Raw genomic sequence first — 12,819 nt, 5'->3', positions numbered from 1 at the left:
CAACTCATGTCAGTGCAGACCGAAGGCACGGACACGGCCGGAGAGCCCGCTGTCCGCAAGGCCCGGATACCAGGGCCGCCGGGGAGCGAGGACCGCGGCTCCGGGTCGCCGTCCCGCCGCGGTGCCGCCGCCCCCTATCTGCTCCTGCTGCCCGCGCTGCTGGCCACCCTGATCCTGCTCGGCTGGCCCCTGGTCAAGAACGGCATGCTGTCGTTCCAGAACCTCAACCCGCGGCAGCTCATCCAGCACCTCACCGAGTGGAACGGCGGCGACAACTACAAAGAGGTCCTGTCCGGTTCGGACTTCTGGCACGTCGTCGAGCGGTCGGTGGTCTTCACCGCGGTCAACGTCGTCCTGATCATGCTGCTCGGCACCCTGATCGGGCTGCTCCTCGCCCGGCTCGGCAAGAAGATGCGGCTGCTGCTCCTGCTGGGCCTCGTCCTCGCCTGGGCCATGCCCGTCATCGCGGCCACCACCGTCTACCAGTGGCTGTTCGCCCAGCGCTTCGGCGTCGTCAACTGGGTCCTGGACAAGCTCGGCTGGCACTCCATGGCCGACTACAACTGGTTCGGCTCCCAGTTCTCCACCTTCTCCGTGATCACCCTGCTCATCGTCTGGCAGTCGATCCCGTTCGTGGCGATCAACCTGTACGCCGCCACCACCACGATCCCCCGAGAGCTGTACGAGGCCGCGTCCCTGGACGGCGCCGGCGCCTGGAAGAGCTTCACCTCGGTGACCTTCCCGTTCCTCAGGCCGTTCCTCTACGCCACGACGTTCCTCGAAGTCATCTGGGTCTTCAAGGCGTTCCCGCAGATCTTCGCGATCAACGAGGGCGGCCCCGACCACCTCACCGAGACCCTACCGATCTACGCCTTCGTCGAGGGCGTCGGCAACCAGCACTTCGGCGTCGGCGCGGCGATCTCCTTCCTGACCGTCCTGGTACTGCTCGTCATCACCTCGTACTACCTGCGCATGGTGCTCAAGCAAGAGGAGGACGAGCTGTGAAGCGCTCCGTCTTCGGCCGTATCTGGCCCAACGCGACCGCCGTCATCCTCTTCGTCGGCTTCGTGTTCCCCGTCTACTGGATGTTCGCGACGGCCTTCAAGCCGACCGGCGACATCATCTCCGAGAATCCGGTGTGGTTCCCGACGAACCTCACGGTCGGTCACTTCAGCAAGGCCGTGGACGCGGACCACTTCTGGACCCTGGTCCTCAACTCCGTCACCGTCACGGTCAGCGCGGTGCTCCTGTCGCTCGTCATCGCCCTGTTCGCCGCCTTCGCGCTCGCCCGGATGCGGTTCAGGGGCCGGCGCGGCTTCATCGTGACCTTCATGCTGGCGCAGATGGCGCCCTGGGAGGTCATGGTCATCGCCATCTACATGCTGGTCCGTGACAACGACATGCTCGACAGCCTGGTCCCGCTCACCGTCTTCTACGCGATCATGGTGCTGCCGCTGACCATCCTGACGCTGCGGGGCTATGTGGCCGCCGTTCCCAAGGAGCTGGAAGAGTCCGCGATGGTCGACGGCTGCACCCGGACCCAGGCCTTCATCAAGGTCATCTTCCCGCTGCTGGCGCCCGGACTGATGGCCACCTCGCTGTTCGGCTTCATCACCGCCTGGAACGAGTTCCCGCTGGTCCTGATCCTGAACAAGGACATCGAGAAGCAGACCCTGCCGCTGTGGCTCTCCCAGTTCCAGACCGCCTTCGGCGACGACTGGGGCGCCACGATGGCCGCCTCGTCCCTGTTCGCGCTGCCCATCCTGATCCTCTTCATCTTCCTGCAACGCAAGGCCGTCAGCGGTCTGACCGACGGCGCCGTGAAGGGATGACACCGCCTATGACAACGCTCGCCACTGGATCGGACACCCTGACCCGGGACGCCCTCGCGGTGCTGCAGCCCGGATTCGACGGCACCACCGCACCGGACTGGGTGCGCCGCCGCCTCGGCGAAGGCCTCGCCTCCGTCGCCCTGTTCGGGCGCAACGTCGTCACCGAGGAGCAGGTCACCGCACTGACCGCCGAGCTGCGCGCCGAGCGGGACGACCTGCTGGTGGCCATCGACGAGGAGAGCGGCGACGTCACCCGCCTGGACGTGCGCACCGGCTCCTCCTTCCCCGGCAACCACGCCCTCGGCGCCGTCGACGACCCGGACCTCACCCGGGGCGTGGCCCGCGAGCTGGGCCGGCGGCTGGCCGCCTGCGGCGTCAACTTCGACTGGGCGCCCTCCGCCGACGTCAACGCCAACCCCGACAACCCCGTCATCGGCGTGCGCTCCTTCGGCGCGGACACCGCGCTGGTGGCCCGGCACACCGCCGCCTGGGTCGAGGGCCTGCAGTCCACCGGCGTCGCCGCGTGCACCAAGCACTTCCCCGGGCACGGCGACACCAACGTCGACTCCCACCACGCCGTCCCGCGCATCGACGTGGACGCGGACACGCTGTACGAGCGCGAACTGCCGCCCTTCCGCGCCGCCATCGCGGCCGGTACCCGGGCCGTGATGAGCGCGCACATCCTCGTCCCCGCCCTCGACCCGGACCGCCCCGGCACCCTCTCCCGCCGCATCCTCACCGAGCTGCTGCGCGGCGAACTCGGCTACCGGGGCCTGATCGTCACGGACGGCATGGAGATGCGCGCCATCTCCGGGACGTACGGCCTGGAGCACGGCGTGGTCCTCGCCATCGCGGCGGGCGCGGACGCGATCTGCGTCGGCGGCGGCCTGTGCGACGAGGCCACCGTGCTGAAGCTGCGGGACGCGCTGGTGTCCGCCGTACGCTCCGGCGAACTGCCCGAGGAGCGCCTGGCCGACGCGGCCGCCCGGGTGCGGGCGCTGGCGCGGTGGACCGCCGAGGCGAAGAGCGGCGCCGAGACGGCCGTACCCGACCCGGAGATCGGCCTGATCGCGGCCTGCCGCGCCCTCACGGTGACCCGCGCGGGCTCCGTCGCTCCGGTCACGGAACCGGTCCACGTCGCCCAGTTCAACCCGGCCCCGAACATCGCCGTCGGCGACGAGACCCCCTGGGGCGTGGCCGCCGAGCTGCGGCGGCTGCTGCCGGGCAGCACGGCCGGCTCCTTCAGCGGGCCCGACGCGGGCCGCCAGGCCCTCGCGGCCGCCGGCGGGCGCCGGATCGTCGCCGTGGTCCGCGACGAGCACCGGCACGCCTGGATGGGCGCCGCCCTCGACACGCTGCTCACCGCCCGGCCGGACACCGTGGTGGTCGAGATGGGCGTACCGCAGGCCCCGCCGCGCGGCGCCCTGCACATCGCCACCCACGGCGCGGCCCGCGTGTGCGGGGTGGCCGCGGCGGAGGCGGTCGTCGGGGGCTGAACCTCACCGTCACCCGCTCAGGCCGACACCGGAATCCTCTCCGGTGTCGGCCTTTGCTTTGCCCAACTGGCGGCACTTGTACGGCAGTTGGGCGGCACTTTGACGGGGGTACCGACCGGTAATCGTTGACACCCACAATTGGTCTAGTCCAGCTTGGGAGGGCGCTTCAGTTCGATCACCACGGAGTGACGGCATGCACAAGCCCAGCCCCTACCTCCACCGAGCGGCGTCCGGCCGCCCCTACTTCAGCGCGGACGGCGAGACGTACCTCGCCCCGACCCCCCTGCGCGACCTCGACAAGTCCCGGCCCCTGCGGGTGCTGTCCGAGGAGGACTTCGCCTTCTGGCAGACGTACGGCTATGTCGTCGTCCGGGAGGCCATCACCCCCGGCGAGGCGAAGAGCCTGCTCGCATTCGCCTGGGACTTCCAGGGCCTCGACCCCGACCGCCCCGAAACCTGGTACGAGGAACCGGAGTTCCGCTCCGAACTCGACCAGCACCTGTTCATCTACGGCTTCGTGGAGGCGTACCACCACCAGCTGCTCTGGGACAGCCGCCAGACGCGGCGCGTCTACGACGCCTTCGTGGACGTGTGGGACTGCGAGGAGCTGTGGGTCACCCAGGACCGGCTCAACCTCAACCCGCCCAACGTCCGCACCCGTTCGCGCTCCCTGATCGAGCCGACCGACGAGGGCTTCGACATCGAGCTGCACTGGGACGTCGACACCACCCTCGCCGTGCTGCCGCAGCGGGTCCAGGGCATCATCGCCCTGAACGACACCCGGCCCGAACTCGGCGGCTTCCAGTGCGCCCCGGAGCTGTTCCGCCGCTTCGAGGAGTGGCGCATCGCCCAGCCGGCCGGGCGCGACCCGATCCGGCCCGCGGTCGACCGCACCGAGTTCCCCGTGGTCCGCCCCGACCTCCAGGCCGGCGACCTGCTCATCTTCAACGGACTCCTGGCGCACGGCGTGGCGCCGAACCTCTCCGACAACGCTGTCCGGGCCGTCCAGTACCTGTCGATGATGCCCGCCCTGGAGGAGCACACGGCCCTGCGGACGTCGCGCGTCGAGTCCTGGCGCACGCTCGGCACCCCCGAATGGAACGGCACCCTGCTCGGCGACGCGCGCCGGCCCGAAGCCCTCCGGTACGGCCCCGCCGAACTGGACGGCCTGGGCCGCAAGCTGCTGGGCCTCGACTCCTGGGCGGCACAGTGAACCGGATCTGCCTGTGCCTGCCCACCAACCGGGCCTGCCCCGCCACCATCACCGCGATCCACCGGGAAGCCGCCTACGCCGCCGAGCACTTCGGCGCGGACGTCCAGCTCCTGATCCTCGACTCCTGCGACGACGCCACCCGCGCCGAGCACGCCCGCGTCACGGCCGCACTACCGCAGACGCCGAACGTCACCGTGCACCACCTCGACGAGCGGCGGCAACGCGCCTTCCTGCGCCGCGTGATCGCCCGGGCCGGCCTGCCCGACCCGGAACGGATGCTCGGCCTCCTGCTCCCGCCCGGCGTCTCCTACGGCTCCTGCACCGACCGCGCCTTCCTGGCGGCCACCGCCCTCGGCTGCCACTCGGTGCACCGCAGGGACTCCGACAGCACCTACCAACTCCTGGACGGGCAACCGGTCTTCCCCGTCCACCACGAACTGCCCTGGCTGGGCAGCCCTGCCGCCCAGGCCTCGGCCTCCGTCACCCGCACGGACCTCTCCCCGGCCCACGCGGAGCGCCCGGTGTCGATGGCCGGTGCCTCCTTCATCGGTGAACTCTCCGTCGACATCGCCGACATACGGCGCCGGGACGAGGCCGTCTACCACGACGTGGTCGGCCTGTGGGCGCCCGCCGACGCGTCACCCGAGGACCGGCGGCAACTGGTCGAGGAGTCCTTCACCGGAGCGGGCACGGCCCCCTTCACCGGCGACGACTCCACGCTGACCCTCGTGGACCCGATGCGGGTCGACATGTGCAACATCGCCTTCCACCACGACGTGTACGAGCGGATCCCGCTGCCCCCGGCCACCGACACCATCGGCAGCGACTACTTCCTCATCCACCTCGTCCACGACGCCACGCTCCCCGGCATCCTGCACAACCGGCACATCGAGAACTTCTACACCCCCGAACGCCGTACTGACGCGGGCTTCCTCGCCTACCAGACCCGGTTCGTGAAGTTCCTGCTGTCGATGCTCTCCTTCCACCACGTCTACGACCGGATGGCCGCCGAGGGTGCCCGGCTCCTCGACGACCGGCAGCACGTACGGGCCGACCGGATCGTGGAGTTCCTGCGCGAGAGCACCGCCCTGGACCGCGCCGAGAACGTGTGGCGCCTGGACCGCGTCGACACCGCCTACCGCAAACTGGGCGGCCGCTACGAGGAGTTCGCCGAGCAACTCGCCGGGCGTCGCGAGCAGTTGCTGGCCGAGGCCTGCCGGGACATCGAGGACTTCGCGCTGCTGATCGAGGCCTGGCCGCACCTGGTCGAGGCGGCCGGACACGAGGGCTGGTGAGCGTGGAGATCAGCGCGCGGCTGGCCGCCGCACTGGCCGCAGCCCCGGCGGACCGTATCGTCTACGACCTCGACGGCATCGAGGCCCAGTACGACCGGCTGCTGGCCGAACTGCCCGAGGTTCAGGTCCGGTTCGCGCTGAAGGCCTGCCCGGTGGACGAGGTGCTGCGATGCCTCGCCGACCGGGGCGCCGGCTTCGACGCGGCCGGCCCCGCCGAGATCGTCCAGGCCCTGCGCACCGGCGTGCCCGTGGACCGGATCCACTACGGCAACACCGTCAAGTCCGACACGGACATCGCCGAGGCCCACCGGCTCGGCGTCCGCACCTTCGCCACCGACAGCGTGCAGGACGTGCGGGCCATCGCCGAACACGCCCCGGGCGCCCGGGTGTTCTGCCGCCTCGCCACCAGCGGGGACGGCGCCCTGTGGGGTCTGAGCCGCAAGTTCGGCTGTTCGGCCGAGGACGCCGTCCGGGTCCTGACCACGGCTCGCGCGTCCGGACTCGTCCCGGCGGGCCTGTCCGTGCACGTCGGCTCCCAGCAGATGACCGGCGAGGCCTGGCAGCAGGCCCTCGACTCGATCGCCGAGGTGCTGGTGACGCTGGAGGGGGTGGGGATCGTACCGGACCACGTCAACCTCGGCGGCGGCCTGCCCGCGCTCGGCTACCTCGACCGCCACGGCAACCCCCTCGACCCGCCCCTGGACAAGATCTTCACCGTGATCCGCGAGGGCATGGAGCGCCTGAGCGACCTCACCGCCGCCCCGCTCGGCTTCGTCCTGGAACCGGGGCGGCATCTGGTGGCCGACCACGGCGCGGTCCGCGCGCACGTGTACCGGCTGACCGGGCGAGCGCAGCCCGACGGGACGCACGCCCGCTGGCTGTACCTGAGCGTCGGAAAGTTCAACGGCCTGTATGAGATGGACGAGTTGAGCTACCGACTGGTCTTTCCCGGCCGAGCCGGCGAGGACGACGGGGAGTACGTCGGTGCCGTCGTCGCGGGCCCGACCTGCGACAGCGACGACGCCTACGGCGGCGGCCGGCACCCGGTGCGCGTCCCCGGGGACCTCGCCTCCGGCGACCCGGTCTGGATCCTGTCCGCCGGCGCCTACGCCACCAGCTACACGACCCAGGGCTTCAACGGCATCCGCCCGCTGCCGTGCGTGTGCATCGGCGGCCCGGAAGGACACCACTGACATGACAGACCTCATACGGGGCATCACCGAGGCCGACTGGCCCCAGGTCGCCGCCCTGGAGGCCGGGGCGTACGCGGACACCGCGCTGACGGAGGGCGAGGCCGCGCTGCGGTCCCGGGCCGCGGCGGGCACCTGCTTCGTCCTGGACCTCGACGGCCGGATCGCGGGATACGTCCTGGCCCTGCCGTACCCGATGTTCCGCTACCCGGACCTGACCCGGCCGGAGCGCGTGACCCACCGCTCGGCCAACCTTCACCTGCACGACCTTGCCGTCATCGGGCCCCTGCGGCGCAGGGGGCTGGGCAGCCGCCTGGTGCGCCATCTGACGGACGCGGCCGGCACCCGCGGCTTCCGGACGATGTCGCTGATCGCGGTCGGCGGCAAGGAGCCCTTCTGGCGGGCCAACGGCTACCGGGCGCACCGCGAGGCCCGGCTGCCGTCGGGCTACGGCAGCGACGCGGTGTACATGTCGGCCCGGGTGGCCGCGTACCGGGAGGCGAGCTGATGTCGGACGTCGCCGGTTTCCGCCGCGCCAAGTGGGCGATCGCGGCGCTGTTCTGCTTCCTCGGGTTCCAGTACGCCACCTGGGCCGCCCGGCTGCCCGCGCTGAAGACCAGGCTGGACCTGGGCGCCGGTGAACTGGGGCTGCTGCTGATGGCCTGCGGCGCGGGCGCGGCGGCCTCCTTCCCGCTGGTCGCCGTCCTGATGCGCAGGCTCGGCTCCCGGCGCCTGTCCCTCGCTTCCGCCCTCTGTCTGGTGGCGCTGCTGGCGGCCCTCTCGGTGGTGCCGAACTACCCGCTCGCCCTGCTGGTCATCTGCGGTGACGGCGTCGCCGTCGGCTGCCTGAACGTCGCCATGAACGCCCAGGGCGCCGCCCTGGAGACGGCGTACGGCCGCACCGCCATGTCCCAGCTGCACGCCACCTTCAGCGCGGGCCTGCTGGGCGCCGCCCTGCTGGCCTCCGGCATCACCGGTGTCACGGCGTCCGTTCCGGCGCACTTCGCGGTGGCGGCGGTGCTGTTGCTGCTTCTGCTGGCGTACGCGCGCCAGGGCCTGTTGCCGCACACCGCGAACCCGGACACACCCAAGCAGCGGACCCGCCTGACCCTGCCGTCCGGGAAGACCCTGCTGATGGGCTGCGCCATGGCCTTCGGCACCATCACCGAGGGCGCCATGAACGACTGGTCGACCCTCTACATGAAGGACGTCGTCAAGGCCCCCTCGGCGGTGGCGCCGCTCGGCATCGCGGTCGTCTCGGTCATGATGCTGCTCGCCCGGGTGCGCGCGGACCGCTGGCGCAGCCGCTGGGGCGACGGACGCGTGGTGCGCACCGGAAGCGCCGTGGCCGGCCTCGGCCTGGCCCTCGCCCTGCCGGCCGGCGGGGTGGTGCCCACCCTGCTCGGGTTCGCCTGCGTCGGTCTCGGTGCGGCCGCCGTGACGCCGTGCGTGTACGTCGCCGCCGCCGAACGCGGCTCGGATGCGCTGGCCCTGGTCGCCGCGATGGGGACGACGGGACTGCTGGCCGGCCCCGCCCTGATCGGCTTCGTCGCGGGCGCCGGCGGTCTGACCCTGGGCATGGCCACGGTCGCGGCCTCGGCCCTGATCGTCACCCTGACCGCCACCCGCATCCCGTGGCGGGACCGGGTCCCGGTGCCGGCCGGGTGACGTACGGGACCGTTAGACGGAGTGCCGGAACCGGCTCCGGTACTCCGTCGGTGTCGTGTCGAGCCTGCGCCGGAACGCGCGGATCAGGGTGTCGACGGTGCCGAAACCGCAGGCGGACGCCACGCGTTCGAGGGTGTCGTCCGAGGTCTCCAGCTGATTGCGGGCCACCTCGACGCGGGCGCACTCGACGTAGGCGGCGGGGGTCACGCCGAGTTCGGTCCTGAAGATCCGGGTGAGTTGCCGCTCGCTGACGTGGGCGTACTCGGCGAGGTCGGCGAGGGTCAGCGGAGCGGCGAGGTGCCGGCTGATGTGGTGCCGCAGGTCGTCCATCCGCCGTGTGGTCGACACCGGCTCGATGGGGACGCTGAACTGGCTCTGCCCGCTCGGCCGTTTCAGGTACATCACCAGCTGCCGGGCGACGCGCAGAACGGCGGCCTCGCCGAAGTCCTCGGCGACCAGGGCGAGCGACAGATCGAGGCAGGCGGTGATGCCCGCCCCCGTCCACACGCCGCCCTCCCGGATGAAGATCGGGTCGGCGTCGACCTCGACCGCCGGATGGTCGGCGGCCAGCTGCTGCGCGGTCGACCAGTGCGTGGTGGCGCGCTTGCCGTCCAGCAGCCCGGCGGCGGCGAGCAGGTGCGCGCCGACACAGACGGAGGCGACGCGCCGGGACCGGCCGGCGAGTTCCTTCACCCACGAGACGACGGCGGGATCGGTGAGGGCGCGCACCCGCCGCTGGTCGTCGACGTCGACCGCGCCGGGAACCAGGAGGGTGTCGATGGCGCGCCCGGACACCTCCCGGAACGTGGTGTCGGGCAGGACGCGCACCCCGGCCGCCGTGGTGACCGGGTCCATGGTCTCGGCGGCCAGGACGACCTGGTACCCCGTCTCGTCGTCCGTCTCCCGCCGGAGCAGCGAGAAGACCTCCGGGGGACCGGTGACGTCCAGCAGGTCCACGTCGGTGAAGAGCATGATGACGATGAGGCGGTTGACGCTGCCCATGGGCTCCGTCCGGTCGGTGGGCCGGGGTCTCCCCAGCAGGTGTCCGGATCTGCAAGTTACATGACATTGTGGCCATGCCGGGCGGCTCCTAGCGTGGAGCCGTGACTACGACAACTCTTCGCGAACTCAACGGATTCGACCAGACCCCGGCCTCGCTGGCCGACGCCACCCTGATCCTGATCGACTACCAGAACACCTACACCCGCGGCGTGATGGAGCTGGCGGGCTGGCAGGAGGCCCTCGACGCCGCCGTCGACCTCCTCGCCCGGGCCCGCGCCGCCGGTACGCGGGTCATCCACGTCATCAACGACGGCGGCGAGGGAACCCCGTACGACATCCGCGCCGAGATCGGCCAGATCCACCCCCGCATCGCACCGGCCGACGGTGAGCCGGTAGTCGTCAAGCAGCTGCCCGACGCCTTCCTCGGCACCGATCTGGCCGACCACGTCGACGCCGCCGGCCACAAGGACGTCGTCATCGCCGGCTTCATGACCCACATGTGCGTGGCCTTCACCGCCCAGGGCGCGTTCCTGCGCGGCAACCGGCCCACGGTCGTGGCCGACGCCTCGGCGACTCGTCCGCTGCGCACCGCGGTGGCCGAGGTGAGCGCCGAGCAGCTCCACCACGGCGCCCTCGCGACGATCGAGGACCTCTACGGGGTGGTCGTGCAGTCGACGTCCGCCCTGAATTAGCACTCCGCTGCCGGCGGCCCGGTGCTGGTCAGTGCGGGACGGTGACCAGGACCCGGCCCCGGCCGCCGGTGTCGACGCGGTCATGGGCCTCGGCGATGTCCTGAAGGGCGTAGCGGTCACCGACATCGACCGTGAGCGCGCCGACCGCGGCCGCGGCGGTGAGGTCACGGGCCGCCTGCCGCTTCGCCTCGGCGGGAAAGTCGTCACTGCCGAGCAGGCGCAGCGTGACGTTGTTGAACAGCAGGGGCCAGAAGGGGAGTTCGGTCCGGTCGGCGTGGGTGCCGTAGGCGGCGATGACGGCGTCGAGCGCGGCCACGGCGTTGTCGAGGTCGGCGTTGGCGGAGAGCGACACCTCGACGATGCGGTGGACGCCGTCGGGCGCATACGACCGGATCGCGGCCGCCGGGTCGCCGGAATCCAGGGACACGGCGTGGGACACGACGGCCGGGTCGACGCGCCCGAGGTCGCTGCCCCGCCGCACGGTGCCGATCACGAGGGCGCCGCCCCAGCGGGCGAGCCGCGCGGCCAGGGAACCGACACCACCGAGGACACCGTGCACGAGCACGACCCGGCCGTCGACCGGGCCGTCGGCGAACACGGCCCGGTGGGCGGTGATGCCGGGGATGCCGAGGCTCGCGCCGAGTTCGTCGCTGAGGTGGCCGGGCAGGGGGACCGCTTGACGGTCGGGTACGACGGTGTACTGGGCGGCGGTGCCGAACGCCCGGTAGGACTGGGCGCCGTACATCCACACCCGCTGCCCGACCCGGCGCCCGTCCACCCCGTCCCCGATGGCGTCGACGACCCCGGCACCGTCGCTGTGCGGAATCACGCGCGGATATGGCATGGCTGAGCCGAGCCAGCCGCGCCGCCTCGCCGAGGGCTTCGCGGAGCCAGGCGCGTTCGGCGCGGCTGGAGTGCCGTGGGGGCGCCCTCGGCACTGGAGCAGTTCCCGGTCGCCGGCCTGCTTCAGCAGGACGGGCCCGGAGTGATGAAGTGGCGCTATGCGTCCGGGAGTTCCGCCCGCACCGGCTTGATGATCTCGTCCGTCAGCCACTGGGCCGCGCCCTGCGGATAGCCGCGCGGGAGGCTCAGGACGATGTGGTCGAGGCCGGCGTGGACGAGTTCGAGCACCTGCCGGCGGGAGGCCTCGATGTCGTCGTAGGAGATGACGACCTGGACGGACCTGCTGATCTCGGACGGGTCCCGCCCGATGGCCGCGCAGTGTTCGTCCAGGACACGGGAGCGTTCGGTGATGTAGTCGATCTGGTTGTGCGGCGGGCCGGGGATGTTCCAGATGTCGGCGTGCTCCGCGACGAGCCGCAGCGTCCTGTTGCCCCAGCCGCCGATGAGCAGGGGCGGACCCGACGGCTGGACGGGCTTGGGCTCGTTGCGGTTGCCCTTCAGCGTGTAGTAGCGGCCCTCGAAGTCGAACTCCTTCTCGGTCCACATCCGCTTCAGGATCGTGACGGTCTCCTCCAGCCGCTCGATGCCCTCGCGCGGCGGCACCAGGGTGAGCCCGTACGCCTCGTACTCGGCGACGGCCGGGTTGTCACCGGCGATTCCGCCGGCGCCCGCGGGCTGGTGCGTGCCGCCCACGCCGAGGCCCATCACCAACCGGCCCCGGGACACCACGTCGACGGTGGTGGCTATCTTGCCGAGCACCGCCGGCTGCCGGATGCGGTTGCTGGTCACCAGAAGCCCGAGCCGCAGGCGCCGCGTCTGCGCGGCCAGCGCGGCCAGGAGCGTCCAGCCCTCGTAGATCTTCCCGTCCTTCGGGCCGGCCAGGGGAAGCATGTGGTCCCACAGCCAGGCGTGCTCGATCTCGGAAATCTCGTCCGCCTCGAGCCACACCCGCAGGATGTCGTCGTAGTCGACATGCATGGGGGTGGTCTTGAGGCCGAAGCTCACTCGTTTGGGCTCACTCGTCTGCACGTGCGTCCTTCATGTCAGGGAAGGGGGGCGGCAACTGCCGTGCGGTGTACCACGATCACCGCGTTTCCTGGTGGCTCGACCGATCACTTCCGGCCGCGGGGACAGGCAGGGCGCGGCCGAACGGGCACGGACTCCTACTTGGGCGGCAGACCTGCCGCGAAGGCGCGTCCCTCCTCGATCCACTCGCCCAGGACGTCGTCCTCCGCGACGGCTGAGCCCGCGACCACGACCCAGCCGCGCATCGGGCGGCCCGTCATGTCGAAGAGCCGTGCCCCCGGCCGGGCCAGGGCCGCGTCGGTGGCGTCCGGGCCGACGCGGACCATGAGGTCGTCGCCGGTGACACCGACGGCCATGTTGCCCCGGTACAGGAAGGCGATTCCGCCGAACATGCGCTTCTCGGCGACGTCGGGATCCGCGCCGAGCCGGTCACGGATCCGCTCGGCCAGCCCTTCGTCGTAGGCCATCGGACGCCTCCTCGCTGCTCGGTGAGCCTGCGTTC

12 protein-coding genes and 1 pseudogene are annotated in these 12,819 nt (G+C 71.5%); 9 read left to right on the top strand and 4 right to left on the bottom strand.

The window, feature by feature from the left end:
* Positions 1-6: 6 nt before the first annotated feature.
* The 8 genes from BEK98_RS11020 (at position 7) to BEK98_RS10985 (ending at position 8,694) form a co-directional block, all read left to right on the top strand.
* Positions 7-1,005: a carbohydrate ABC transporter permease gene (locus BEK98_RS11020; protein ID WP_167444136.1), complete on the top strand. Its 999-nt coding sequence runs from the start codon at positions 7-9 to the stop codon at positions 1,003-1,005.
* Positions 1,002-1,832, top strand: coding sequence for a carbohydrate ABC transporter permease (locus BEK98_RS11015; protein ID WP_094216268.1), 831 nt, complete (start codon positions 1,002-1,004; stop codon positions 1,830-1,832). The genes BEK98_RS11020 and BEK98_RS11015 overlap by 4 nt, the downstream gene beginning before the upstream one ends.
* A gap of 8 nt (positions 1,833-1,840) precedes the next feature.
* Positions 1,841-3,328, top strand: coding sequence for a glycoside hydrolase family 3 protein (locus BEK98_RS11010; protein ID WP_094216267.1), 1,488 nt, complete (start codon positions 1,841-1,843; stop codon positions 3,326-3,328).
* A 193-nt stretch (positions 3,329-3,521) separates the two neighbouring features.
* On the top strand, positions 3,522-4,541 hold the full coding sequence (locus BEK98_RS11005; protein ID WP_094216266.1) for a phytanoyl-CoA dioxygenase family protein: 1,020 nt from the start codon (positions 3,522-3,524) through the stop codon (positions 4,539-4,541).
* Entirely contained in the window at positions 4,538-5,836 is a 1,299-nt protein-coding gene (locus BEK98_RS11000; protein ID WP_094216265.1) for a DUF6271 family protein, read from the top strand. Before BEK98_RS11005 ends, BEK98_RS11000 begins: the two co-directional genes overlap by 4 nt.
* Positions 5,833-7,029, top strand: a complete 1,197-nt coding sequence (locus BEK98_RS10995) for a type III PLP-dependent enzyme (RefSeq protein ID WP_094216264.1) — start codon at positions 5,833-5,835, stop codon at positions 7,027-7,029. Before BEK98_RS11000 ends, BEK98_RS10995 begins: the two co-directional genes overlap by 4 nt.
* A 1-nt stretch (position 7,030) precedes the next feature.
* Positions 7,031-7,534, top strand: a complete 504-nt coding sequence (locus tag BEK98_RS10990) for a GNAT family N-acetyltransferase (protein WP_094216263.1) — start codon at positions 7,031-7,033, stop codon at positions 7,532-7,534.
* Positions 7,534-8,694 carry an MFS transporter gene (locus tag BEK98_RS10985; protein ID WP_094216262.1) on the top strand — a complete coding sequence of 387 codons (1,161 nt, stop codon included), beginning with the start codon at positions 7,534-7,536 and terminating at the stop codon, positions 8,692-8,694. Before BEK98_RS10990 ends, BEK98_RS10985 begins: the two co-directional genes overlap by 1 nt.
* Before the next feature lie 12 nt (positions 8,695-8,706).
* On the opposite strand, the gene BEK98_RS10980 is transcribed toward BEK98_RS10985, so the two are convergent.
* Complete coding sequence (locus BEK98_RS10980) at positions 8,707-9,696, bottom strand: GlxA family transcriptional regulator (RefSeq protein ID WP_167444135.1); 990 nt, start codon at positions 9,694-9,696, stop codon at positions 8,707-8,709.
* A 101-nt stretch (positions 9,697-9,797) separates the two neighbouring features.
* On the opposite strand from BEK98_RS10980, the gene BEK98_RS10975 reads away from it, so the two are divergent.
* Positions 9,798-10,388 (top strand): cysteine hydrolase family protein, encoded by a 591-nt coding sequence (locus BEK98_RS10975; protein WP_094216261.1) that lies wholly within the window; start codon positions 9,798-9,800, stop codon positions 10,386-10,388.
* Positions 10,389-10,416: 28 nt separating this feature from the next.
* Here the strand turns inward: BEK98_RS10975 and BEK98_RS10970 are convergent.
* From BEK98_RS10970 to BEK98_RS10960, 3 genes and pseudogenes are all read right to left on the bottom strand, one after another.
* Positions 10,417-11,259: pseudogene (locus BEK98_RS10970) on the bottom strand (alcohol dehydrogenase catalytic domain-containing protein); the annotation flags it as partial.
* Positions 11,260-11,387: 128 nt separating this feature from the next.
* Positions 11,388-12,269, bottom strand: a complete 882-nt coding sequence (locus BEK98_RS10965; RefSeq protein WP_094216515.1) for an LLM class flavin-dependent oxidoreductase — start codon at positions 12,267-12,269, stop codon at positions 11,388-11,390.
* A 185-nt stretch (positions 12,270-12,454) separates the two neighbouring features.
* A complete protein-coding gene (locus tag BEK98_RS10960) occupies positions 12,455-12,784 on the bottom strand; it encodes a TfoX/Sxy family protein (protein ID WP_094216260.1) in 330 nt (109 codons plus the stop codon).
* Positions 12,785-12,819: the final 35 nt, after the last annotated feature.

This window comes from Streptomyces diastatochromogenes (assembly GCF_002242805.1).
Taxonomy (GTDB): domain Bacteria; phylum Actinomycetota; class Actinomycetes; order Streptomycetales; family Streptomycetaceae; genus Streptomyces; species Streptomyces diastatochromogenes.
This window is presented reverse-complemented; position numbering and strand designations above follow the sequence as displayed.